This is a genomic window from Kitasatospora sp. NPDC022785, assembly GCF_055561295.1.
On sequence record NZ_JBVHHB010000008.1, the window covers coordinates 33,816 to 57,740 of the forward strand.

Genomic DNA, 23,925 nt, shown 5'->3' on the forward strand with positions numbered 1-23,925 from the left:
CCCATGGATCAGGGAGAGCCACCGGATGACCGAGGCGCCGTACGACCCCCACACCACCGCCGGCAAGCTCGCCGACCTGCGGCGCAGGATCGACGAGGCGGTGCACTCCGGGTCCGCCAAGGCCGTGGAGAAGCAGCACGCCAAGGGCAAGCTGACGGCCCGTGAGCGCGTGGTCGAGCTGCTGGACGAGGACTCCTTCGTGGAGTTCGACGAGTTCGCCCGGCACCGCTCGACCAACTTCGGCCAGGAGAAGAACCGCCCCTACGGTGACGGCGTCGTCACCGGCTACGGCACCGTCGACGGCCGTCAGGTGGCCGTCTTCGCGCAGGACTTCACCGTCTTCGGCGGCTCGCTCGGCGAGGTCTTCGGCGAGAAGATCGTCAAGGTGATGGACTTCGCGCTGAAGACCGGCTGTCCGGTCATCGGCATCAACGACTCCGGCGGCGCCCGGATCCAGGAGGGCGTGGTCTCGCTCGGCCTGTACGGCGAGATCTTCCGCCGCAACGTGCACGCCTCCGGGGTCATCCCGCAGATCTCGCTGATCATGGGCCCCTGCGCGGGCGGCGCGGTCTACTCCCCCGCGATCACCGACTTCGTGGTGATGGCCGACCAGACCTCGCACATGTTCATCACCGGCCCGGACGTCATCAAGACCGTCACCGGCGAGGACGTCGGCATGGAGGAGCTGGGCGGCGCGCGCACCCACAACACCAAGTCCGGCAACGCGCACTACCTGGCCACCGACGAGAAGGAGGCGGTCGAGTACGTCAAGAGCCTGCTCTCGTACCTGCCCTCCAACAACCTCTCCGACCCGCCGGCCTTCCCGGAGGAGGCGGACCTCACCGTCACCGACGAGGACCTCGAACTCGACACCCTGGTGCCGGACTCGGCGAACCAGCCGTACGACATGCACAAGGTGATCGAGCACGTCCTCGACGACGGCGAGTTCCTGGAGACCCAGCCGCTGTACGCCGGCAACATCATCACCGGCTTCGGCCGGGTCGAGGGCCACCCGGTCGGCATCGTCGGCAACCAGCCGATGGACCTGGCCGGCTGCCTGGACATCGCCGCCAGCGAGAAGGCCGCCCGGTTCATCCGGACCTGCGACTCGTTCAACATCCCGGTGCTGACCTTCGTCGACGTGCCCGGCTTCCTGCCCGGCACCGAGCAGGAGTGGGACGGCATCATCCGCCGCGGCGCCAAGCTGATCTACGCGTACGCCGAGGCGACCGTCCCGCTGATCACCGTCATCACCCGCAAGGCCTTCGGCGGCGCGTACGACGTCATGGGCTCCAAGCACCTGGGCGCGGACCTCAACCTGGCCTGGCCGACCGCGCAGATCGCGGTGATGGGCGCACAGGGCGCGGTCAACATCCTGCACCGGCGGGAGCTGGCGGACGCGGACGACGTCGAGGCCAAGCGCGCCGAGCTGATCGCCTCCTACGAGGACACCCTGCTCAACCCCTACCTGGCCGCCGAGCGCGGGTACGTGGACGCGGTCATCGCGCCGAGCGAGACCCGCCGGCACATCGTCCGCGGTCTGCGGGCGCTGCGTGGCAAGCGTGAGGTGCTGCCGCCGAAGAAGCACGGAAACATCCCCCTGTAGGCCCCTCCCCCACCAGCGGCCGTCGCGAGAGGATTGAGCCATGGCCCCGATCCATGTGCTGCACGGGCAGCCGACCCCCGAGGAGCTGGCCACCGTCCTGGCGGTGGTCCACTCCCGGGCCGCCGCCGCACAGGCCGCCGAGGCGGCCCGTGCCGGTGCCGGCCCGGACTCCCCCTGGAACGACCGCGCCCGCCGGCTGCGGGGCACCCCGCGGCCCGGCGTCAACGTCTGGCGCACCTCGGGCTGGGCCGGCTAGGGCCGGCACCGGTGCGCGGAGCAGGGGAGCCGGCCGGGCCGGCTCCCCTGCTCCGCGTCCGCTCGCACGGGCACGCCCGGATTGCCCCGAAAGCTGAGTACGGATACTCAGGCGCCACCGCGTCCCCCCGGCGCACCCTGGAGGGGTGCTCTGGTCAGACCCCCGCGACGAGCCCTCCCCCGAGGCCCGGCGGGTGCAGGAGAAACTGCGCCGCGCCGGTCCTGTGCTCGCCGCCTTCCTCCTGGTGTTCGCCGTTCTCCTGATGGTCTGAACGGACGCGCGGAGGAACCCCCTACCCTGGTGGGCATGACCGACCGCCGCGCCCTCGTCCTCGCCTCCGCCTCCCCCGCCCGCCTCGGGCTGCTGCGCCAGGCGGGCCTCGACCCGCGCGTGGTGGTCAGCGGTGTCGACGAGGACGCGATCACCGCCGCCACCCCCGGCGAGCTCGCGCTCGTCCTGGCCGAGGCCAAGGCGAAGGCGGTCGCCGCCGAGCTGACCGACGGCGAGCTGGTGATCGGCTGCGACTCGGTGCTGGAGCTGGACGGCCTGGCGCTCGGCAAGCCCGCCGACGCCGCCGAGGCGCTGGCCCGCTGGCAGTCGATGCGCGGCCGCTCCGGCGTGCTGCGCACCGGGCACTGCGTGATCGACACCGTCACCGGCGAGCAGTCCTCGGCCACCGCCTCCACCACCGTGCGCTTCGGCACCCCGGACGACGCGGAGGTCGCCGCCTACATCGCCTCCGGCGAACCGCTGCACGTGGCCGGCGCCTTCACCCTGGACGGCCGCTCGGCGCCGTTCGTCGAGGGGATCGACGGCGACCCGGGCAACGTCATCGGCCTCTCGCTGCCGCTGCTGCGCACCCTCCTCGCCGGGCTGGGCGTGCGCATCACCGACCTCTGGGCCTGACTCACCCGGCCGCCGGGGCCTGCTGGGCGAGGAAGGACAGCACGTCCGGCAGCGCGCCGTCCGCGAGCAGGTCCGCGCCGTGACGGTAGCCCGGGTAGATCTTGAGCTGCTTGACCGGCGCCGCGGCGGCGGTGTGCAGCGTCCGGGCGTCCTCGGCGAACGGCGAGTCGTCCTCCTCCGCGGCGAAGAACTCCGGCACCTGCGAAGTCCGCACGGCCTTCCCGGCGTTGTCCCCGCTGTACTGTGCGGGGCCGCTGAGCGAGACCACGGCGGCGACCGGCAGCGGGGTCGGCTCGGCGGCGGCCACCAGCGAGCCGGTGCCGCCCTTGGAGGCGCCGACCAGCACCACCCTGGTGACGCCCTTGGCCCCGAGCCAGGTCAGCGCGGCCGGGAGGTCGTTCGCGGGGCTGCCCGGCACGTTGGCGGCCAGTACGGCGTACCCGGCCTTGGTGAACTCCGGCAGGTAGGGCACCCAGTCGCAGAGGGAGCCGTCGAGCTGGTGCGAGAAGACCACGGCCGTCCGGGCCGGCCCGGCGTCCGCCTGCTGGAAGTACGCCGGGCGGATGCCGGAGGAGGCCGGCAGGTCGATGCTGCCGGCCTTGGCCTGCGCCTCGGTGAGGCAGCCGTGCGTCCGGGCCGGTCCGGCCGTCGGCGAAGCACTGCCCGGCGGGGCACCACTCGGTGCCGCGGTCGTGCCCGAACTGCCACAGCCGGCGAGGACCAGTACCCCTACGGCGGCGGCCGCCACCCCCGACTTCCCCCTGAAGAGCCTCATCTGCCGCACGCTAGGAGGACGTTCCGCCTCCGTCAATGGCCCGGGACGGTCAACCGCCGCTAGTCTGACGGACGTTCGAACGGAGAGCGGGGAAGGGGACGGGCAGGTGACCGACGGTCTGCTCAACGTGGTGCTGGGGCTGGTCGCCAGCGCGCTCAGTGCCGGGCTCGGCTGGCTCGGCCAGAACCTGCGCCGAAGACGGCGGCTGGAACGCGTCCGCTCGTTCTTCGGCCTGCCGGCCGGCAGCGAGTGCCTGCTGGTGGTGAACCGGCACACCGCCTCGGCCAGTGGCAAGAGCGTCTCGCGCAACGACGTGTTCGCACTGATGGAGCTGGCCGCGCTGGTCAAGGAGTGCGGGGCCCAGGCCGACCTGGTCGGCCACGAGGACGTCCGCCAGGGGCTGGGCCACAAGGCCGAGTTCTGCCTCGGCGGCCCGTCCAGCAACGACCGGACGGAGGCGCACCTGGCCTCCTGGCTGCCCGGGGTGACCTTCAAGGACGTGGGCAGCAGCGCCCCCGAACTGTCGCTGGCGGTGGGGGGCGAGGAGTACCGGTACGAGCCCGGCTCCGCGCCCTCCGGCGGCCAGGCGTTCGTGCTGCTGGCCCGGCTGCACCCTTCACCCGACGGCCGGCCCGCCTTCCTGGTCGCAGGACAGACCGCGGTCTCCAACCACGCCGCCGTGCGCTACCTGGTCGCCAACCACCGGAGGCTCGCCCGCACGTACGGCGCGGGCGGCACCTTCGCCCTCGTCCTCAGGGTCGTCAACCCGAGGGCGTACGGCCCCGACGTGGTCGAGCTGGCCGCCGACGTGACGGCGAGGGCACTCGAAAGGAGTGCCTCCGCGGCCCCCGTGCCGTGAGTGTGGCCAAGGCCACCGCGTCGCCGTACCTCCCCGTCACCACCCGCGCGGGGCGGGCCGCGGCGGCCTCACCGGCCGCCACCTGGGACGACCCCGGCAGGGCCGCGGATCGGCCCGCCGGACGCATCACCCTCCGTGTGGGATAGTTCACAACCTTGGGCTACTCGCCGGTACTACCGAGAAATCCATAGACTCGATCAGGTTCAAGAAGGGAGCCACAGTGCGCAAGGTGCTCATCGCCAACCGCGGAGAAATCGCCGTCCGCGTCGCCCGGGCCTGCTCGGACGCCGGTATCGCCAGCGTCGCCGTCTACGCCGAGCCGGACCGGGATGCGCTGCACGTCCGCGCGGCCGACGAGGCTTACGCGCTGGGCGGCGACACCCCCGGTACCAGCTACCTCGACATCGCGAAGGTCCTCAAGGCCGCCGCCGACTCGGGAGCGGACGCCGTCCACCCCGGTTACGGCTTCCTATCGGAGAACGCCGACTTCGCCCAGGCCGTCATCGACGCGGGCCTGACCTGGATCGGCCCGCCCCCGCAGGCCATCCGCGACCTCGGTGACAAGGTCACCGCCCGGCACGTGGCGCAGCGCGCCGGCGCCCCGCTGGTGGCCGGCACGCCGGACCCGGTCTCGGGCGCCGACGAGGTCGTCACGTTCGCCCGGGAGAACGGCCTGCCGGTCGCCATCAAGGCGGCCTTCGGCGGCGGCGGCCGCGGCCTGAAGGTCGCCCGCACGCTGGAGGAGATCCCGGAGCTGTACGAGTCCGCGGTGCGCGAGGCGGTCGCCGCCTTCGGTCGCGGCGAGTGCTTCGTGGAGCGTTACCTGGACAACCCGCGGCACGTCGAGACCCAGTGCCTGGCGGACAAGCACGGCAACGTGGTGGTCGTCTCCACCCGTGACTGCTCGCTCCAGCGCCGGCACCAGAAGCTGGTCGAGGAGGCGCCCGCGCCGTTCCTGACCGCCGAGCAGAACGCCGAGCTGTACCGGGCCTCCAAGGCCATCCTGAAGGAGGCCGGCTACGTCGGCGCCGGCACCTGCGAGTTCCTGGTCTCCCAGGACGGGCTGATCTCCTTCCTGGAGGTCAACACCCGCCTCCAGGTCGAGCACCCGGTCTCCGAGGAGGTCACCGGGATCGACCTGGTCCGCGAGATGTTCCGGATCGCCGACGGCGAGGAGCTGGGCTACGACGACCCGGAGGTGCGCGGTCACTCGATCGAGTTCCGCATCAACGGTGAGGACCCGGGCCGCAACTTCCTGCCCGCCCCCGGCACCGTGACCCTGTTCGCCCCGCCGTCCGGGCCGGGTGTCCGGCTGGACGCCGGCGTGGAGACCGGCTCGGTCATCGGCCCGGCCTGGGACTCGCTGCTGGCCAAGCTGATCGTCACCGGCACCACCCGCAAGCAGGCCCTGGAGCGGGCCAGGCGCGCGCTGAACGAGTTCAAGGTGGAGGGCATGGCGACCGCCATCCCGTTCCACCAGGCGGTCGTCACCGACCCGGCGTTCGCGCCGGAGGTGCACGGCGGCGAGGGGCCGTTCAAGGTCTACACCCGGTGGATCGAGACCGAGTTCGACAACACCATCCCGGCCTTCGCGGGTGCGCCCGGCGAGGGCGAGGAGGCCGAGGGCCGGGAGACCGTCGTGGTCGAGGTCGGCGGCAAGCGGATCGAGGTCTCACTGCCGTCCTCGCTGGGCGTCTCCGCGGCTCCGGCCGCGGGTGCGGCCGGTGCGGCCAAGGCCAAGCGCCGGGTGGGCGCCAAGAAGGCCGGCTCGGCGGTCAGCGGTGACACCCTGGCCTCGCCGATGCAGGGCACCATCGTCAAGGTCGCCGTCGAGGAGGGCCAGGTCGTCGCGGAGGGCGAGCTGATCGTCGTCCTGGAGGCGATGAAGATGGAGCAGCCGCTGAACGCGCACAAGGCGGGCACCGTGGTCGGCCTCAAGGCCGAGGTCGGCGCGAGCGTCTCCAGCGGCGCCGCCCTCTGCGAGATCAAGGACTGACGAAGTCTCGTTCGCCGGACCGGTCCGTACACCCCCGTGGTGTGCGGACCGGTTCCGTTTCCGGCCGGAGCGGCCGCCGGCGCCGCCGGGCGCCGGCTACCGCACGCGCGGGATGCCGCCCAGCTCGGCGAGCCGGGCCGGCAGCGGCCCGCCGGGGCCCGCGGGGCCGCCGTGCGCGCCCGGGCGGCGCTGGCCGGGCAGCGGGGTGCCCCCGGGCGGCGGGGCGGCCCTGCGGGCCATCGGGCCGGGCTGGGTCTGGTGCACGGGACCGCTGCCGGTGCCGTGCACCGGGGCGTCCCCGGTGGGGGCGGCACCGAGCGGCGCCAGGTCGATCTGCACGCCGCAGTCGGCGAGCGCGTCCAGCTCGCGCGCGGTGGCGTCGTCGGAGGTGGCGTGCTCGTCGGTGACCAGCCGGGTGATGGTCTCGGTCGGCACGGTCTGGAACATGGTGTCCGCGCCGAGCTTGGTGTGGTCGGCGAGGACGATGACCTCGGCGGCCGACTGCACCAGAGCCCGGTCCACGCTCGCGGAGAGCATGTTCGTGGTCGACAGGCCGCGTTCGGCCGTCAGCCCGCTGCCGGAGATGAACGCCTTGGAGACCCGCAGCCCGTGCAGCGACTGCTCGGCCCCGCTGCCCACCAGGGCGTAGTTGGAGCCCCGCAGGGTGCCGCCGGTCATCACCACCTCCACCCGGTTGGCGTGCGCCAGCGCCTGGGCGACCAGCAGCGAGTTGGTGACCACCGTCAGCCCGGGCACCCGGGCCAGTCTGCGGGCCAGCTCCTGGGTGGTGGTACCGGCGCCGACCACCACGGCGTCACCCTCCTCCACCAGGCCCGCGGCGAGATCGGCGATGGCGCTCTTCTCGGCCGCGGAGAGGTGGGTCTTCTGCGGGTAGCCGGGTTCGCGGCTGAAGCCGCCGGGGAGCACCGCGCCGCCGTGCCGGCGGTCGAGGAGCCCTTCTGCCTCCAGCGCCCGTACGTCTCGGCGCACGGTCACTTCGGAGGTCTGGACGACGCGGGCCAGTTCACGGAGCGACACGGCTCCGTTGGCGCGCACCATTTCGAGGATCAACTGGCGACGTTCTGCTGCAAACACAGAACCGACGGTAACCTGCGTGACCGTCTGCTTTCAGGCGTTTGCAGCTGGTAGCCGGAATTGCTCACGCACGAGCGGCGCGTGACCGTACAATACGCGCCGTCAGCAATCCGGGACTGCGCCCGCCGTCCGGGTGACTCCCCGGGACGCGCGAAGGGCGGCCGCCGACCGGCAGCCGCCCTCAACTTCGCGTCAGGTGCTCAGTTTTCGCCCTCGGCCCGCTTCCTGATGTGGAGCTGGCGGGCGGCCTCGGCCGTCGAGCCGGAGACCGACGGATAGACGGTGAAGGCGCTGGCCACCTGTTCGACCGTCAGATTGGCGTCCACCGCGAGCGAGATCGGGTGGATCAGTTCGCTGGCGCGCGGGGCGACCACCACGCCGCCGACCACGATGCCGGTGCCCGGGCGGCAGAACAGCTTCACGAAGCCGTCCCGGATGCCCTGCATCTTGGCCCGCGGGTTGCCGCGCAGCGGCAGCTTGATCTCGACCGCGTCCATCTTGCCGCACTTCACGTCGGCGGCGGTGTAGCCGACGGTGGCGATCTCCGGGTCGGTGAAGACGTTGGAGGCCACGGTCTTCAGGTTCAGCGGCTGCACCGCGTCGCCCAGCGCGTGGTACATCGCGATCCGGCCCTGCATGGCGGCGACCGAGGCGAGCATGAAGACGCCGGTGCAGTCGCCGGCCGCGTACACGCCGGGGGCGCTGGTGCGCGAGACCCGGTCGACCTGGATCTGGCCCCAGTCGTTGAGCTTGACCCCGGCCTCCTCCAGGCCCATGTCCGCGGTGTTCGGGATCGAGCCGACCGCCATCAGGCAGTGCGTGCCCTTGATCACCGTGCCGTCGGAGAGGGTCACCTCGACGTGGTCGCCCACGCGCTTGGCGCCCTCGGCGCGGGAGCGGCTCATCACGTTCATGCCGCGGCGGCGGAAGACCTCCTCCAGCACCTCGGCGGCGTCCGGGTCCTCGCCGGGCAGCACCCGGTCGCGGCTGGAGACCAGGGTGACCTTGGAGCCGATCGCCTGGTACGCGCCGGCGAACTCGGCGCCGGTGACGCCGGAGCCGACCACGATCAGCTCGCGCGGCAGCTCGTCCAGGTCGTACACCTGGGTCCAGGTCAGGATCCGCTCGCCGTCCGGCTGGGCGTCCGGCAGCTCGCGCGGGTGGGCGCCGGTGGCGATCAGCACCGCGTCGGCGCGCAGCGACTGCACGGTGCCGTCGGGCGCGTCCACCAGCACCTCGCGGGAGCCGTCCACGGCCTGCCCGCCGGTGCCGAGCCGGCCCCGGCCGCGCAGCACGGTGACGCCGGCGCGGGTCACCGACTGGGTGATGTCGTGCGACTGCGCGATGGCCAGACGCTTCACCCGTCGGTTGACCTTGCCGAGGTCCACGCCGACCACCCTCGCCTGCTGCTCCAGCGGCGGGGTGTCGTCGGCGACGATGATGCCCAGCTCCTCGTACGAGCTGTCGAAGGTCGTCATCACCTCCGCGGTCGCGATCAGGGTCTTCGACGGCACGCAGTCCGTGAGCACCGCCGATCCGCCCAGACCGTCGCGGTCGACGACGGTCACCTCCGCGCCGAGCTGGGCGGCGACGAGCGCCGCCTCGTAGCCGCCGGGTCCGCCACCGATGATCACGATCCGAGTCACATTGCCCATTGTCCCGTACGCCGGGAGCACTGCCACGCCGGGGTCGGGGCTTCTGTGCAATCGCCCCGTGAACGTAGGCTTCCCCCCATGCCCCTTTACGCCGCGTATGCCACCAACCTCGATGCCCGGCAGATGACCCGCCGCGCGCCGCACTCCCCACTGCGCGGTACCGGGTGGCTGGACGGCTGGCGGCTCACCTTCGGTGGTGAACAGCTCGGCTGGGAGGGCTCGCTGGCCACCGTGGTCGAGGACGAGAAGGACCAGGTCTTCGTCTCGCTGTACGACGTCGCGCCGATGGACGAGGAGGGCCTCGACCGCTGGGAGGGCGTCCAGCTCGGCATCTACCGCAAGATCAAGCTGCGCGCGCACACCCTGGACGGCGACATCCCGGTCTGGACGTACGTGCTCAACGACTACGAGGGCGGCCTTCCCGCCGCCCGCTACCTCGGGCTGATCGCCGACGCCGCGGAGAGTGCCGGCGCTCCGCACGACTACGTCCTGGACCTGCGCCGCCGCCCCTGCTAGGTCGTGCCGGGCCCTGTCAGGGCGTGGCCGGGCTGCGCCAGGCGACGGCCGTGGCGGCCAGCGCCCTCACCACCGCGGCCCGCCGGGCCGCCTCGGTGCGCAGCGCGTTGGCCAGCTCGACGTGCAGCCACGGCACCGCGAGACCGGCCGCGAACCGGCCCTCGACGTTGGTGGTGCCCTCCAGCTGCCCGCACTTCTCCCGCCACGCCCGGCAGACCGCGAACCCGGCCTGCCCGAGCCCGCCGGCCGTCAGCTCGGCGGCCGGCCCGGCCTGTCCGGTGCCGCCGGAGACGACCGCGTCCTGCCCGGGCAGGCTCCCCTCGTCGAAGCCGTGCACCTGGATGCCGGGCAGCCCGCGCGCGGTGAGCGCCTCGATCACGGCGGCGAACACCGTGTCGCTGCGGTGCGCCGGGTCGGAGGAGCCGTCCGCGCCCGCCCTGCGGTGCGCCCCGGCGAGTACCAGCACCGCGCCCGGCGCGGCCCGGAAGAGCTCCACCCCGAGCCGTTCGGTACGGCTGTCGGAGACGGGGTGCGGCACCTGGACCGTCCAGTAGTCCTTCACCGAGAGGTCCAGGTAGACCCGGCCCCAGCCGCGCCCGTCCGCCGTCCCCGCCGTGTCCTCGGCGATCTCGGCCACCCGGCGCCCGCTGCCCGCCTCGGTGAACTCGTTCAGCCGGTAGCCGACCGGTGCCAGCGCGCGGCCCGCCTGCTCGGGCCGCCCGTCGAGCGCCGCCAGCACCCCGTCGGCGACGGCCCTGCGCTGGACCGCGTCCGGCACCGAGTACGGGGTGTCGGGGGCGAAGCCCGCGCTGTACGCGTCCACCCGGGCCGCCAGGTCCACCGGCTGCGGGCCGCTCGGGGCCGCCGGCCCGGCCGGGCCCACCGCCGCCGTCGTCCGGCCGGCCGAGCCGCGGGCCGCGACGGTCAGCCCGACGGCCAGCGCCGCCAGCACCAGCAGCACCGCCACCGGCAGCACCACCGAGCGCCGGGAACCCGCGCTCTTCACGGGCAGAGTCTCCATGGGGCGAGAACCTACCTTGATTGCCTCTCTTTCCATGATCCAAACCAATAGACACCGAAGCTTCTCTGGTTCGATATGGAAACGTGACAGCATTCGGTGAACCGACTCGTAAGCTCGTCAGGTTTTGACCGTGGCTTGACCACAGGTCGCGGCGAAGCTCCACGGGGGAGGCGGGCGCGCCGCCGCCCCCGAACCGATGACGAGGCCCCCGTGAGCACGGCAAGCAACCCGCCGCGACAGCACCGCTATCGCCGCCGGGCCGACATGCCGCTGCTCGGAGGCATCCGCCCGCCGATCGCCCTGCTGCTGATCCTGCTGCTGGCCGTCGCCGCGATCACCGCGCTGGCCGTCGGCGGCCTCCGCGTGGACGACACCCCGCTGGCCGTCCGCGAGTCCCACCAGTTCGCCGCCGAGGACACCGCCGCCTCGCTCCGCGCCGGACTCCACGAGAGCGCCACCGACCTGCGCCGCGCCGCCGCCCGCTACGACAGCGCACCCGCCGAGCCCGCCGCCGTCCTGACCGCGCTCGGCGAGGCGTACCAGAAGTGGCGCGGCACCGTGATCGTCCGGCCCGGCACCGGCCGGCTGCTCGCCGCCCGCGGCGAGACCGTCCCGCTGGCCGGCCTCGACCTCGCCAAGGTCACCGACACCGCGCCCGCGCCGCTGCTGGTGCCCTCCGCCGCCGGCACCCGGCTGCTGACCTTCGCCCTGGTCACCACCAAGACGGACGGCCGCGCCCTGCTCGTCGCCTCCGACAACCTGCGGCTGCCCGGCATCGCCACCCGCAAGGAGCAGACCATCCAGGTCCTCGACGCCACCGGCGCCGTCCTGGACTCCACCGGCGCCCCGCTCGCCGAGCCCGACAAGCGGCTCGTCGCCACCGCCCGGGAGCACGCCTCCCTCGCCCGCCCCGTGCCCGGCGAGAGCGCCTCCGGCAGTCTGGCCGGCAGCCCCGACGACAAGGGCGTCCGCCGGGTGGCCGGCTACGCGGCCGTCGCCCCCGCCGACGGGCACGACCCGGCCTCCCCGCTCGGTCTCACCGTGGTCTCCACCAGCACCATCGACGGCAAGCCCGGCAGCCTGCGCCACCCCGCCCTCGGCCTGGCCGCGGCCGGCGCGCTGCTGCTGGTCGCCCTGCTGCTGGCCTGGTTCCTGATCCGCACCCTCCAACGCCCGCTGCTCCGACTGTTCCTGGAAGCCCGCCGGCTGACCCGCGGCGAGCTGGACCAGCCGGTCCGCGGGCCCGGGCGCGGCGAGGCCGGCCGGATCAACCGCGCCCTGGAGGAGCTGCGGCTCCAGCTGCTCGACCCGGCCCGCCCGCCGGCCGGCCCCCCGGTGGTGAAGCGCCGCCGCCCCGGCATCGCGCTGCCGCTCGCCCTGTGCGCCGTCGTCATCCTCGGCTGGTCCGGCCCGCTGCTCCTGCTCGGCGGCTCCGACACCGAGGTCCGCGTCCCCACCCAGGTGGTGGCCGGCCAGCGGGACCGCACCGACACCGCCGCCGACCGGGTCCGCCAGGCGCTCAACGAGGGCTACGCCGACCTGCGCTCGCTCGCCCCCGCACTCGCCGACGCCTCCGTCGGCCAGGCCACGACCCTGCTCCGCGCCACGCTCACCGAGCACGACCGGTACCGCTCGCTCTACGTCCTCGGCGCAGGCGGCGAGCTGCTCGCCCAGGCCGGCGAGGCGCCGCACCGCACCGGGCCGGACGCGCTCGGCCCGAACGGCGTCCTGCTGCTCAACACGTCCGGCAAGGAGCCGCGGATCGCCGCCCGCGCGGCACTCACCGCCGCACCCGACGGGGACGACGGGGACGACAGCGGGACGGGCAGGGGCCCGGTGGTGGTCGGCGAGTTCAAGACCGACTTCCTGAGCGCCCTGCTCACCCGCCCCGGCCTCGGCCGGGTCTGGCTGGTCGACGACCGCCGGCGCGTCCTCGCCGCCAACGAGGGCTACAGCTCCTTCGGCGATCTGCCCGAGGGCCGGGCCAAGGCCGTCCTGGAGACCGCCGAGAAGGACGCCGCCGCCGACGTGGTCCGGAGCGGCGGCGACCCGTCCCTGGTCTCCGCCGCCCCGCTCGGCGGCAACGGCACCGTCGCCAAGCTCGGCTGGTCGGTGGTCACCGCCCACCCGGTGGCCTGGCTGCACCTCGACCAGAACCGGGCCGACCGGCGCGCCGTCCTGGCCGGCATGCTCGGCCTGGCCGCCGCCACGCTCTGCCTCGGCTGGCTCTTCATCGCCGTCGGCCTGCCGCTGCGCCGGCTCGCCGCGAGCGCCGAGGCGCTGGCCGCCGGGGACCGCCGCACCGTGCTCTACCCCGTCCACCACGACGAGGTCGGAGCCGTCGCCCGCAGCCTGGAGCTGATCCGCCAGGACCTCGGAGCCGTCGCCAGGCCCCGGCCCGCCGGCGGCACACCCGCCGCCGCGTCCGCCGCCGCACCCACCGCCACCCGCTGAGAAGGACCGCCCGAAGTGCTCTTCCTCTACCTCGTGCTGCTGGTGTGCTGCGCCGTCCTGCTGGTGGCGGGGATCGTCGAGCAGCGCCGGCACTTCGCCGCGTTGGAGCAGATCCCCGCCCGGGTGCTGGTCAACGGCATCCGCGGCAAGAGCTCGATCACCCGGCTCTGCGCGGGCGCGCTGCGCGGCGGCGGCCTGGTCACCGTCGCCAAGACCACCGGCACCGCGGCCCGGTTCATCCACCCCGACGCGACCGAGGAGCCGGTCTACCGCAAGTTCGGCATCGCCAACGTGGTGGAGCAGATCGGCATCGTCCGCCGCGCCGCCACCTACCGCCCGGACGCCCTGGTGATCGAGTGCATGGCGGTGATGCCGGCGCTCCAGGAGGTCAACCAGACCAAGCTGATCCGCTCCACCATCGGTGTGCTCTGCAACGTCCGCGAGGACCACCTCGCCGAGATGGGCCCGACCCTTGACGACGTCGCCCGCTCGCTCTCCCGCTCGATGCCGGTCGGCGGCGTCTGCGTCACCGCCGAGCAGGAGCGCGCGCACATCCTGCGCGAGGAGGCGGCCAGGCGGAACTGCGAGCTGATCGTGGTCGATCCGGAGTCGGTCACCGACGAGGAGCTGCGCGGCTTCAGCTGGTTCACCTTCAAGGAGAACGTGGCCATCGCCCTCGCCGTCGCCGAACTCCTCGGTGTCGAGCGGCAGACGGCGCTGCAGGGCATGTGGCAGGCACCGCCGGACCCGGGCGTCCTCTCGGTCGAGCGCTACCGCACCGAGGACGGCAAGGCGCTGCGGTTCGCCAACGTCTTCGCGGCCAACGACCCCGAGTCCACCCTGATGAACGTCCGCCAGCTGGAGGACCTCGGCGCGATCCACCGCCCGCTGAACGTGGTGATCAACTGCCGCCCGGACCGCGTCGAGCGCAACGGCCAGATGGGCCAGATCGTGCCGGACCTCGACCCGGACACCGTCTTCCTGATCGGCCACCCCACCAGGAGCGCCCGGGACGGCATCCCGGCCGGCTGGCAGGGGCGGGTGGTCGACCTCGGCGGTGACCGGCGCGACCCGGCGGCGCTCACCGCGGAGCTGCTGGCCGGGCTCGGGCCGGACTCCTCCCTGGTGGCGATCGGCAACATCCACGGCCAGGGCGAGCTGTTCCTGGAGGAGCTGGCCCGGCTGGCCCCGGACGAGGAGCCGGACGCCCCCCGGTACGAGGAGCCGGACGAGGAGCCGGCCCACCGGCCGTACGAGGAACCCGGGCCCGCGTACCGCCCGGAGCCCACCCACCGGCCGTACGACGACCCCGGGCCGGCGTACCGCCCGGAGCCCGCGTACACCGGGCCGGCGTACGCGGAACCCTCCTACCCGCAACCGCCGTACGTCCAGGCCGTGTACGTCCCCGAGCCGCTGCCCGACTCCTGGTTCGACCCGGCCCCAGCCCGCCCGCGCCAGCCCTTCCCGTACGGAGACCAGCAGTGATCCCCACCGAGCTCACCCCCGAGATCGCCGCCATCGGCATCGCGCTCGGCCTGGTCTTCTCACTCGTCTGCTACCTGACCACCAACCTCTCCCCCGGCGGCATGATCACCCCCGGCTGGCTGGCCCTCACCCTGGTCGAGGACGTCCAGCGGGTGGCGATCGTGATCGGCGTGACGGTGCTGACCTACCTCGCCACCCGGGTCGTCCAGAAGCTGGTGATCCTCTACGGCAAGCGGCTGTTCGCCGCCGTGGTGCTGACCGGCGTCCTGCTCCAGGCCACCGTGATGCTGGTCCTCCAGCGCGAGCTGCCGACCCTGTACGCCAACCAGACGCTCGGCTTCATCGTCCCCGGCCTGATCGCGTACCAGCTGGTCCGCCAGCCACGGGCCGCCACCCTGATGGCCACCAGCACGGTGACGCTCGCCAACTACGTCGTGCTCACCGCCGGTGTGCTGCTCGGCGCCCTCCCCGGTACCTGATCCCGCCCACTGGAAAGCAGCCCCATGCCCGTCACCCGGAAGTCCCTGCTCAGCGGCGGCCTCGCCGTCACCCTGCTGGCCGCCAGCGGGTACCTCACCGTCCAGCTGCGGGACCGCGGCGGGCAGCCCGGCTCGGTCGGCGGCACCGCGCCGCTGATCGCCGCCACCGTCACGCCGAGCCCGGCCGCCGCCCAGGGCACCGCCGCGGCCGGCGCCGGCTACCGGTACGAGCGGCTGGCCGGCCCGGACCGCACGGTGGTCCGTGACGCCCGCGGCGGCGTGGTCGCCACCCTGACCGACGGTGCCCGCACCGCCGTCCTGGCCGGCCCGAGCCGCACCTTCACCGAGCCCGGAACCACCACGGCCACGCTGGTCAGCGACAGCTGGGTCCGGCTGATGCCGCAGACCTGGAAGGCCGGCGCGGAGAACGAGGGCTGGTTCCGCACCTGGTTCCAGCAGTCGCTGGGCTCCACGACGGACGACGTGCTGGCGATCGCCACCCAGTACCTGGCCGGCGCACCCGAGGGCAAGGACGCCAAGGGCGTGCGGATCAAGGGTGACGCCTCGTTCGGCCCGCTCAACCCGAACGGCTCGGCCGGCAACGACCTGCGGCTGGAACAGACCGACTTCCTCGACTACCTCGGCACCGCGTACACCTTCGCCGACAAGGTCACCAAGCAGCCGGACAAGACCCGCTACGGCTCCTTCGACTGCTCCGGCTTCGTCCGGATGGTCTACGGCTACCGATCCGGCTACCCGCTGCTCAGCAAGGACGTGGCCGGCGCCGGCCTGCAGCGCACCGCCAACGGCCTGGCCCGCCTCGCCCCCGGCGTGCCGGTGCTGCCGCTGACCACCGCCCCCGGCTCGGACGCCACCCTGCGACCCGCCTCGATCGACCCGCTGCAACCCGGTGACCTGGTCTTCTTCGAGATCGACGCACGCACCGGCGCCCGGCTCGACCACACCGGCATCTACCTCGGCCTGGACACCGACGGCCACCCCCGCTACGTCTCCAGCCGGGAGGAGGCCAACGGCCCGACCTTCGGCGACAAGGGCGGCACCGCGCGGCTGGACGACAACGGCATGTACGCCAAGGGGCTGCGGAGCGCCAAACGGCTGTAGGTTGCTCCCGTCCGAGCGGGCGAAAAGGGGCCTGCGAGCTGTACTTTCACGCCATCCGGGTAACGATCCGGCACGTCGGGCCGCGATTTTCTACGCGCGTAGTCGTTTCCCGTCTATCCTCGGACGTGTGAACGCATCTCCTCAGTCGGTCGTCTCCGCCGACCCCTACGCCGCCGCCCAGGCCGCCGCTGCGCGCCTGCGCGAGCTGACCGGTGCCGAGCGCCACGACGTCGCCCTGGTGATGGGCTCCGGCTGGGTGCCGGCCGCCGACGCCCTGGGCGAGACCGTGGCGGAGTTCCCGGTCACCGACCTGCCGGGCTTCCCCGCCCCCGCCGTGGCCGGCCACGCCGGCACGATCCGCTCGGTGAAGATCGGCGACAAGCGCGCCCTGATCTTCCTGGGCCGCAACCACTACTACGAGGGCCACGGCGTGGCCACCGTGGTCCACGGCGTGCGCACCGCCGCCGCGGCGGGCTGCGGCATCATCGTGCTGACCAACGGCTGCGGCGGTCTGCGCGAGGGCTGGGTCCCCGGCCAGCCGGTCCTGATCAGCGACCACATCAACCTGACGGCGGACTCCCCGATCGTCGGCGCCAACTTCGTCGACCTGACGGACCTCTACTCCAAGCGCCTGCGCGACCTCTGCCGTGAGGTGGACTCCACCCTCGACGAGGCCGTCTACGTGCAGTTCCGCGGCCCGCACTACGAGACCCCGGCCGAGGTCAACATGGCCCGGGTGATCGGCGGCGAGCTGGTGGGCATGTCCACCACGCTGGAGGCCATCGCCGCCCGCGAGGCCGGCTCCGAGGTGCTCGGCATCTCCCTGGTCACCAACCTGGCGGCCGGCATCACCGGCGAGCCGCTCAACCACGCCGAGGTGCTGGAGGCCGGCAAGGCCTCCGCCGAGCGCATGGGCGCGCTGCTGGCGAAGGTCCTTGAGCGGATCTGACCCGGATCTGGTTCACAATCGTGAGCGACGGGGTCCGCGGGCGGCTGTGATCCGCTGATCACACCCGCCCGCGGGCCCCGTCCGCATGCGCACACCCACGACATCGCGGAACTTTCCAACGGAGCTGGCCATGACGCAGGCACCTACCACCGACCTCCTCGCCCGGGCCCGGACCTGGCTGGCCGAGGACCCCGACCCGCAGACCCGCGAGGAGCTGGCCGCGCTGCTGGCCGAGGCCGAGGGCCCGGACGCCGAGTCGGACAGCAAGATCGCCTGGTCCCAGCTGGCCGAGCGGTTCTCCGGCCGCCTCCAGTTCGGCACCGCCGGCCTGCGCGGCGAACTGGGCGCGGGCCCGATGCGGATGAACCGCGCCGTGGTGATCCGGGCCGCCGCCGGCCTGGTCGCCTACGTGAAGAAGCAGAACCTCGGCAACCTCGTCGTCATCGGCTACGACGCCCGGCACAAGTCGTACGACTTCGCCCGCGACACCGCCGCCGTGGTGGTCGGCGCCGGCCTGCGTGCCGCGCTGCTGCCGGCCGCCCTGCCCACCCCGGTGCTCGCCTTCGCCGTCCGCCACCTCGGCGCGGCCGCCGGCGTCACCGTCACGGCCAGCCACAACCCGCCGCAGGACAACGGCTACAAGGTCTACCTGGGCGACGGCTCGCAGATCGTCCCGCCGGCCGACGCCGGGATCGCCGCCGAGATCGACGCGATCGGCACGCTCGCCGAGGTCCCGCTCGCCGAGGACGGCTGGGACGTGGTCGGCGATGACGTCGTCGAGGCCTACCTGGCCCGCGCGGTCTCGATCGTGGACCCGCACAGCCCGCGCGACCTCGACGTGGTCTACACCCCGATGCACGGCGTCGGGCGCGACACCCTGGTCGCCGCCTTCCGCCGGGCCGGCTTCCCCGCGCCCACCGTCGTCGCCGAGCAGGCCGAGCCCGACCCGGACTTCCCGACCGTGGCCTTCCCCAACCCGGAGGAGCCGGGGGCGATGGACCTCGCCTTCCGGACCGCCGCGTCGGTCGGCCCGGACATCGTCATCGCCAACGACCCGGACGCCGACCGCTGCGCGGTGGCAGTCCCCGCCAACGGCAACGGCAACGCCTGGCGGATGCTCCGCGGCGACGACGTCGGCGCGCTGCTCGGCGCGGCCCTGGTCGCCAAGAAGGCCGCCGGCACCTTCGCCACCACCATCGTCTCCTCCACCCTCCTCGGCCGGATCGCCGAGGCGGCCGGCCTCGGGTACGCCGAGACGCTGACCGGCTTCAAGTGGATCGCCCGCGCCGACGGCCTGCGCTACGGCTACGAGGAGGCGCTCGGCTACTGCGTGGACCCGCAGGGCGTGCGCGACAAGGACGGCATCACCGCCGCCCTGCTCGTCGCCGAGCTGGCCGCCACCCTCAAGCAGTCCGGACGCACCCTGACCGACCTGCTGGACGACCTGGCGCTGGAGCACGGCCTGCACGCCACCGACCAGCTCTCCGTCCGCGTCCAGGACCTCTCCCTGATCGCCGACGCGATGCGGCGCCTGCGCGAGCAGCCGCCGACCGAGCTGGCCGGCCTGAAGGTGACCCAGGCGGACGACCTGACCGCCGGCTCCGCCGACCTGCCGCCCACCGACGGGCTGCGCTACTACCTGGGCGGCGAGGCCGTCCGCTCGGCCCGGATCGTGGTCCGGCCGTCCGGCACCGAGCCCAAGCTGAAGTGCTATCTGGAGGTCGTCCTCCCGGTCGCCTCGGCCGCCGACCTGGCGGACGCCCGCGAGCGCGCCGCCGAGCTGCTCGCCGCGGTCAAGCGCGACCTGGCCGCCGCCGCCGGCATCGACGCCTGACGCGCCCCGCGTACGACGAAGGGGCCCGCCGATTCGGCGGGCCCCTTCCCGTCTTCCGCCGTGGCGCTTGCCTAGGCCGCGATCACGGTGATCAGTGCGGCCAGACCGGCCAGCGTCGGCGCGATGATCCACCAGCACCAGCGGACGGTCACCGGCCCTGCGGCGTCCGGGCGGGACGCGTTCCGCTCGGCCATGTCCTGCAGCACCCCGACCACCTGGTCGGACCAGGCCCGGTTCGGGTCCGGCGCGCCCTCGACCACCGCCGGCGCCGGGCCTGCGAAGGTCGCCCCCAGCCGGGACGCGTGACGGTCCGCCCCGCCGCGCTGCTCCATCCGGCTGGCCCGCTTGCGCTGCCGCAGCGACACCGGCACCGCCCACACCTGGTACTTCTTGTCGCCGGCCAGCAGCTCCACCGAGTACCCGGCCCGCAGCGCGTCCACCGACGCCCACGGCGCCGTGATCGTCCGCAGCGGATTGCGCACCACCAGCCGCCTGTCGTTGGCCAGCACCGCCGGCCGCAGCGTGTAGGCGATCACCGGGAAGGCGAACACCGGCACGGCCGCCAGCGACACGTACGGCGTCTTCCCCGTCCCGTTCAGCGCCGCGTCCCCGATCAGCCACCCGGCCACGGCCAACAACAGCACGCCGGAGATCACGCCGGGAATGGAGCGGTACACGCGGTCGGCGTACACGGGCTCCCCATCGGAGCCGGCCGAGCCCTGGTGGGGCTTGCCGTCGGATTCGGTCATGCCGACGATTCTGCCGCATGCCCCCCACGATCTACAGGGGTGACGGGCGGGGTACATGGGGTGCCGAGGTCTCGGTCCGGCATCGAAAAGGTCCCGCCCTAGCGCGATGTTACGCGCGTAGATATGCTGGTCTGGTGACTATGTCCACTCTTGCAGCCAATGCCCCCGGCGTTGCGGGCAGCGGTCTCCAGGACGTTGCGGCGTCCGAGGCCTCGCTCCGCCGCTTTCTGCACGGCCTGCCCGGCGTCGACCAGGTCGGCCTGGAGGCGCGTGCCGCCACTCTCGGTACCCGCTCGATCAAGACCACGGCGAAGGCGAACGCCATCGACCTGGCCATCTCGATGATCGACCTGACCACGCTCGAAGGCGCGGACACGGCCGGCAAGGTGCGCGCGCTCTGCGCGAAGGGCCGGACCCCCGACCCCGCCGACCCGACCACCCCCCGCGTCGCCGCGATCTGTGTCTATCCGGACATGGTCGCCACCGCGAAGGCCGCGCTGCAGGGCACCGACATCCAGGTCGCCTCCGTCGCCACCGCCTTCCCCGCCGGGCGCGCCGCGCTCCCGGTGAAGCTGGCCGACACGGCCGACGCGGTCGCGGCCGGCGCCGACGAGATCGACATGGTGATCGACCGGGGTGCCTTCCTCTCCGGCCGCTACCTCGACGTCTTCAACGAGATCGTCGCCGTCAAGGAGGCGTGCAAGCGCCCGGACGGCACCGCCGCCCACCTCAAGGTGATCTTCGAGACCGGCGAGCTGCAGACGTACGACAACGTGCGCCGCGTCTCGTGGCTGGCGATGCTGGCCGGCGCCGACTTCATCAAGACCTCGACCGGCAAGGTCGCCGTCAACGCGACCCCGCCGGTCACCCTGCTGATGCTGGAGGCCGTCCGCGACTTCCGGGCGCAGACCGGCGTCCAGGTCGGCGTGAAGCCCGCCGGCGGCATCAAGACCACCAAGGACGCGATGAAGTACCTGGTGATGGTCAACGAGACCCTCGGCGACGACTGGCTCACCCCGCACTGGTTCCGCTTCGGCGCCTCCAGCCTGCTCAACGACCTGCTGATGCAGCGTCAGAAGCTCACCACCGGACGGTACTCCGGTCCCGACTACGTGACGGTGGACTGATCACCATGGCCAAGAAGAAGACCATCGAGGAGCCCGTGGCCCCCAAGCGCGGCGGCCTCTTCGAGTACGCGCCGGCCCCCGAGTCGCCCGCCGCCGCGGGTGACATCGCCACCTCCTACGGCCACTTCATCGGCGGCGAGTTCGTCGACTCCTCCGGCAGCGAGGCCCTGAAGACGGTCAACCCGGCCACCGAGCAGGTGCTCGCCGAGTTCGCCCAGGGCACCGACGAGGACGTCGACCGCGCGGTCGCCGCCGCCCGCAGGGCCTTCGCCGACTGGTCGGCGCTGCCGGGCAGCGAGCGCGCCAAGTACCTGTTCCGGATCGCCCGGATCATCCAGGAGCGCAGCCGCGAGCTCGCCGTGCTGGAGTCGATCGACAACGGCAAGCCGATCCGTGAGACCCGCGACGTCGACCTGCCGCTCGTCGCCGCGCACTTCTTCTACTACGCCGGCTGGGCCGACAAGCTGGACTTCGCCGGCTACGGCCCCAGCCCGAAGCCGCTCGGCGTGGCCGGCCAGGTCATCCCGTGGAACTTCCCGCTGCTGATGCTGGCGTGGAAGATCGCCCCGGCGCTGGCCACCGGTAACACGGTCGTCCTCAAGCCGGCCGAGACCACCCCGCTGACCGCGCTGCGCTTCGCCGAGATCTGCCGCCAGGCGGGCCTGCCGAAGGGCGTCGTCAACATCGTGACCGGTGACGGCCGCACCGGCGCCGCGCTCACCGCGCACCCGGACGTCAACAAGGTCGCCTTCACCGGCTCCACCCCGGTCGGCCGGGCGATCGCCAAGCAGCTGGCCGGCACCCGCAAGAAGCTCTCGCTGGAGCTCGGCGGCAAGGCCGCCAACATCGTCTTCGACGACGCGCCGATCGACCAGGCGGTCGAGGGCATCGTCAACGGCATCTTCTTCAACCAGGGCCACGTCTGCTGTGCGGGCTCGCGCCTGCTGGTCCAGGAGTCGATCCAGGACGAGCTGCTGGACGCCCTGAAGCGCCGGATGGGCACCCTGCGGGTCGGCGACCCGCTGGACAAGAACACCGACATCGGCGCCATCAACTCCGCCGAGCAGCTGGCCCGGATCACCGCGCTGACCGACGCCGGCGAGGCCGAGGGCGCCGAGCGCTGGTCGCCCGCCTGCGAGCTGCCGGGCACCGGCTTCTGGTTCAAGCCGACCATCTTCACCGGCGTCAGCCAGGCCCACCGGATCGCCCAGGAGGAGATCTTCGGCCCGGTCCTGTCGGTGCTGACCTTCCGCACCCCCGCCGAGGCGGTCGAGAAGGCCAACAACACCCCGTACGGCCTCTCCGCCGGCATCTGGACGGAGAAGGGCTCGCGGATCCTGTGGACCGCGAACCGGCTCAAGGCCGGTGTGGTCTGGGCCAACACCTTCAACAAGTTCGACCCGACCTCGCCGTTCGGCGGCTACAAGGAGTCGGGCTACGGCCGCGAGGGTGGCCGCCACGGTCTGGAGGCCTACCTCGATGTCTGATGTCGTGAGTCGTCTTGATGTCCTCAAGACCTACAAGCTGTACGTCGGCGGGAAGTTCCCGCGCTCCGAGAGCGGGCGGGTGTACGAGGTGACCGACTCCAACGGCGAGTGGCTCGCCAACGCCCCGCTGGGCACCCGCAAGGACACCCGCGACGCCGTCCTGGCCGCCCGTGCGGCGGTCAAGGGCTGGGCCGGCACCACCGCGTACAACCGCGGCCAGGTGCTCTACCGGGTCGCCGAGATGCTCCAGGGCCGGCGCGAGCAGTTCGCCGCCGAGGTGGCGCTCTCCGAGGGCATCGGCCCGAAGAAGGCCGCCGCCCTGGTGGACGCGGCGATCGACCGCTGGGTCTGGTACGCGGGCTGGACGGACAAGGTCGCCCAGATCGCGGGCGGCGCCAACCCGGTCGCGGGGCCGTACTTCAACCTCTCCACCCCGGAGCCGACCGGCGTGGTCGGGATCGTCGCCCCGCAGGCCGGCTACGGGCACTCGCTGCTCGGCCTGGTCTCGGTGATCGCCCCGGCGATCGCCACCGGCAACACCGTGGTGGTCGCGGCCGCGGCCGACGCCCCGCTGCCGGCCCTGTCGCTGGGCGAGGTGCTGGCCACCTCGGACGTCCCCGGCGGCGTGGTCAACATCATCTCCGGCCGCACCGCCGACATCGCGCCCACCCTGGCCTCGCACCAGGACGTCAACGCGCTGGACCTCACCGGGGCGATCGCCTCCGACGGTCCCGGCGCGGCGGGCGCGCTGGAGGCCGCTGCCGCGGATACCCTGAAGCGGGTGGTCCGTCCGGAGCTGGACCCGTTCGCCCAGGACTGGACCAATGCTCCCGGTACCGACCGGCTACTCTCCTTCCTGGAGACGAAGACGGTCTGGCACCCGATGGGGATCTGACCGTCCCGTCGGCCACCGAGTAACAACTCCACAAGCTGGCCGTCCCCAGGGCCCTCTCCCCCCCAGGGCCCGGACGGTCATTGGACGGACCCGCGCCTCTCCCCCCCTGGCGCGGGTCCGTCGACTTTCGTCGCCGTGCACGTCCGTCTTTCGGCGCTCCCGGCCGCCCCGCCGCCCGAGCAGACTGTGATCACACCGCACACCGAGGGGGACGCACGTGGGAGAGATCGCCGGCGAGCTGATGGCGCTGTTCGCGGACGGGTTCGTCCGCCGGCTGCACCTGGCCCGGACGCGGCGCAGGCTGGCCGCCCGCAGGACGGTCCGGATCCCCTGCTCCGCCCGGTCCCACCGGCCCGGCTGGCCCTCCGGGCGGTACGTCAACGGCAAGCTGCGGGTGACCCCGGGCGGACCGGTCGTGGTCTTCACCGTCCGCGGCGGCGCCGCCCTCGAACTGCCCGCCGGCGGGACCTTCCACGAGCCCGAGCCCGACACCTGGCACGACCAGGACTGGGCCGCCACCGCCTACCTGGCGCCCGGCGCCGAGGAGCCGGTCTTCCTCCAGGTGGACAGCGGCTACCTGCCGCTGCTGCACGCCGCGCTCACCGCGCCGGCCGCCGTGGCGGACTCGGCGGCCGAGGTCTGAACAGGGCCCGGGAAAA

The 23,925-nt window shown here is 73.2% G+C and carries 22 protein-coding genes; 17 read left to right on the forward strand and 5 right to left on the reverse strand.

Annotated elements, in window-relative coordinates:
- Positions 1 to 25: 25 nt before the first annotated feature.
- The 4 genes from ACZ3YO_RS15095 to ACZ3YO_RS15110 all read left to right on the forward strand — a co-directional run bounded on the left by ACZ3YO_RS15095 (position 26) and on the right by ACZ3YO_RS15110 (position 2,768).
- Positions 26 to 1,606 (forward strand): acyl-CoA carboxylase subunit beta, encoded by a 1,581-nt coding sequence (locus ACZ3YO_RS15095; protein WP_396321339.1) that lies wholly within the window; start codon positions 26 to 28, stop codon positions 1,604 to 1,606.
- Positions 1,607 to 1,646: 40 nt separating this feature from the next.
- Positions 1,647 to 1,862 carry an acyl-CoA carboxylase subunit epsilon gene (locus ACZ3YO_RS15100; RefSeq protein ID WP_396321340.1) on the forward strand — a complete coding sequence of 72 codons (216 nt, stop codon included), beginning with the start codon at positions 1,647 to 1,649 and terminating at the stop codon, positions 1,860 to 1,862.
- Positions 1,863 to 2,007: 145 nt separating this feature from the next.
- Positions 2,008 to 2,133, forward strand: a complete 126-nt coding sequence (gene mmpB / locus ACZ3YO_RS15105; RefSeq protein WP_396321341.1) for a morphogenic membrane protein MmpB — start codon at positions 2,008 to 2,010, stop codon at positions 2,131 to 2,133.
- A gap of 35 nt (positions 2,134 to 2,168) precedes the next feature.
- A complete protein-coding gene (locus ACZ3YO_RS15110; protein ID WP_465569337.1) occupies positions 2,169 to 2,768 on the forward strand; it encodes a nucleoside triphosphate pyrophosphatase in 600 nt (199 codons plus the stop codon).
- A gap of 1 nt (position 2,769) precedes the next feature.
- Here the strand turns inward: ACZ3YO_RS15110 and ACZ3YO_RS15115 are convergent, their stop codons facing one another.
- Entirely contained in the window at positions 2,770 to 3,543 is a 774-nt protein-coding gene (locus ACZ3YO_RS15115; RefSeq protein WP_465569338.1) for an alpha/beta hydrolase, read from the reverse strand.
- Positions 3,544 to 3,649: 106 nt separating this feature from the next.
- Here ACZ3YO_RS15115 and ACZ3YO_RS15120 point away from each other — a divergent pair, with 106 nt between their 5' ends.
- Together ACZ3YO_RS15120 and ACZ3YO_RS15125 are read left to right on the forward strand one after the other, a co-directional pair.
- Complete coding sequence (locus ACZ3YO_RS15120) at positions 3,650 to 4,402, forward strand: hypothetical protein (protein ID WP_465569339.1); 753 nt, start codon at positions 3,650 to 3,652, stop codon at positions 4,400 to 4,402.
- Positions 4,403 to 4,622: 220 nt separating this feature from the next.
- The gene (locus ACZ3YO_RS15125) at positions 4,623 to 6,398 is read left to right on the forward strand and encodes an acetyl/propionyl/methylcrotonyl-CoA carboxylase subunit alpha (RefSeq protein ID WP_465569341.1); all 1,776 of its coding nucleotides are present in this window, start codon (positions 4,623 to 4,625) and stop codon (positions 6,396 to 6,398) included.
- Positions 6,399 to 6,494: 96 nt separating this feature from the next.
- Here ACZ3YO_RS15125 and ACZ3YO_RS15130 read toward each other — a convergent pair whose 3' ends face one another.
- Together ACZ3YO_RS15130 and ACZ3YO_RS15135 are read right to left on the reverse strand one after the other, a co-directional pair.
- Positions 6,495 to 7,457, reverse strand: a complete 963-nt coding sequence (locus tag ACZ3YO_RS15130) for a DeoR/GlpR family DNA-binding transcription regulator (RefSeq protein ID WP_465569611.1) — start codon at positions 7,455 to 7,457, stop codon at positions 6,495 to 6,497.
- Between the two features lie 236 nt (positions 7,458 to 7,693).
- A complete protein-coding gene (locus ACZ3YO_RS15135) occupies positions 7,694 to 9,148 on the reverse strand; it encodes an NAD(P)H-quinone dehydrogenase (protein ID WP_465550993.1) in 1,455 nt (484 codons plus the stop codon).
- A gap of 78 nt (positions 9,149 to 9,226) precedes the next feature.
- Here ACZ3YO_RS15135 and ACZ3YO_RS15140 point away from each other — a divergent pair, with 78 nt between their 5' ends.
- Complete coding sequence (locus ACZ3YO_RS15140; RefSeq protein WP_396321347.1) at positions 9,227 to 9,664, forward strand: gamma-glutamylcyclotransferase family protein; 438 nt, start codon at positions 9,227 to 9,229, stop codon at positions 9,662 to 9,664.
- Positions 9,665 to 9,680: 16 nt separating this feature from the next.
- Here the strand turns inward: ACZ3YO_RS15140 and ACZ3YO_RS15145 are convergent, their stop codons facing one another.
- Complete coding sequence (locus tag ACZ3YO_RS15145) at positions 9,681 to 10,685, reverse strand: hypothetical protein (RefSeq protein WP_465569342.1); 1,005 nt, start codon at positions 10,683 to 10,685, stop codon at positions 9,681 to 9,683.
- A gap of 210 nt (positions 10,686 to 10,895) precedes the next feature.
- Here ACZ3YO_RS15145 and ACZ3YO_RS15150 point away from each other — a divergent pair, with 210 nt between their 5' ends.
- The 6 genes from ACZ3YO_RS15150 (at position 10,896) to ACZ3YO_RS15175 (ending at position 19,008) form a co-directional block, all read left to right on the forward strand.
- Positions 10,896 to 13,139, forward strand: a complete 2,244-nt coding sequence (locus ACZ3YO_RS15150; protein ID WP_465569344.1) for a HAMP domain-containing protein — start codon at positions 10,896 to 10,898, stop codon at positions 13,137 to 13,139.
- Positions 13,140 to 13,154: 15 nt separating this feature from the next.
- A complete protein-coding gene (pgsB, locus tag ACZ3YO_RS15155; RefSeq protein ID WP_465569345.1) occupies positions 13,155 to 14,624 on the forward strand; it encodes a poly-gamma-glutamate synthase PgsB in 1,470 nt (489 codons plus the stop codon).
- The gene (locus ACZ3YO_RS15160; RefSeq protein ID WP_465569347.1) at positions 14,621 to 15,103 is read left to right on the forward strand and encodes a poly-gamma-glutamate biosynthesis protein PgsC/CapC; all 483 of its coding nucleotides are present in this window, start codon (positions 14,621 to 14,623) and stop codon (positions 15,101 to 15,103) included. The genes pgsB and ACZ3YO_RS15160 overlap by 4 nt, the downstream gene beginning before the upstream one ends.
- Positions 15,104 to 15,127: 24 nt before the next feature.
- The gene (locus ACZ3YO_RS15165) at positions 15,128 to 16,225 is read left to right on the forward strand and encodes an NlpC/P60 family protein (protein ID WP_465569349.1); all 1,098 of its coding nucleotides are present in this window, start codon (positions 15,128 to 15,130) and stop codon (positions 16,223 to 16,225) included.
- Between the two features lie 127 nt (positions 16,226 to 16,352).
- Positions 16,353 to 17,174: a purine-nucleoside phosphorylase gene (locus ACZ3YO_RS15170; RefSeq protein WP_396321353.1), complete on the forward strand. Its 822-nt coding sequence runs from the start codon at positions 16,353 to 16,355 to the stop codon at positions 17,172 to 17,174.
- Positions 17,175 to 17,304: 130 nt separating this feature from the next.
- Entirely contained in the window at positions 17,305 to 19,008 is a 1,704-nt protein-coding gene (locus ACZ3YO_RS15175; RefSeq protein ID WP_465569351.1) for a phospho-sugar mutase, read from the forward strand.
- Between the two features lie 71 nt (positions 19,009 to 19,079).
- On the opposite strand, the gene ACZ3YO_RS15180 is transcribed toward ACZ3YO_RS15175, so the two are convergent.
- On the reverse strand, positions 19,080 to 19,757 hold the full coding sequence (locus ACZ3YO_RS15180; RefSeq protein WP_465569353.1) for a PH domain-containing protein: 678 nt from the start codon (positions 19,755 to 19,757) through the stop codon (positions 19,080 to 19,082).
- A gap of 140 nt (positions 19,758 to 19,897) precedes the next feature.
- On the opposite strand from ACZ3YO_RS15180, the gene deoC reads away from it, so the two are divergent.
- From deoC to ACZ3YO_RS15200, 4 genes are all read left to right on the forward strand, one after another.
- On the forward strand, positions 19,898 to 20,884 hold the full coding sequence (gene deoC, locus ACZ3YO_RS15185; RefSeq protein WP_465551009.1) for a deoxyribose-phosphate aldolase: 987 nt from the start codon (positions 19,898 to 19,900) through the stop codon (positions 20,882 to 20,884).
- 5 nt (positions 20,885 to 20,889) lie between these two features.
- Positions 20,890 to 22,371 (forward strand): aldehyde dehydrogenase family protein, encoded by a 1,482-nt coding sequence (locus ACZ3YO_RS15190; RefSeq protein WP_465569355.1) that lies wholly within the window; start codon positions 20,890 to 20,892, stop codon positions 22,369 to 22,371.
- On the forward strand, positions 22,364 to 23,266 hold the full coding sequence (locus ACZ3YO_RS15195) for an aldehyde dehydrogenase family protein (RefSeq protein WP_396321358.1): 903 nt from the start codon (positions 22,364 to 22,366) through the stop codon (positions 23,264 to 23,266). Before ACZ3YO_RS15190 ends, ACZ3YO_RS15195 begins: the two co-directional genes overlap by 8 nt.
- A gap of 217 nt (positions 23,267 to 23,483) precedes the next feature.
- Positions 23,484 to 23,909 (forward strand): hypothetical protein, encoded by a 426-nt coding sequence (locus ACZ3YO_RS15200; protein WP_465569357.1) that lies wholly within the window; start codon positions 23,484 to 23,486, stop codon positions 23,907 to 23,909.
- Positions 23,910 to 23,925: the final 16 nt, after the last annotated feature.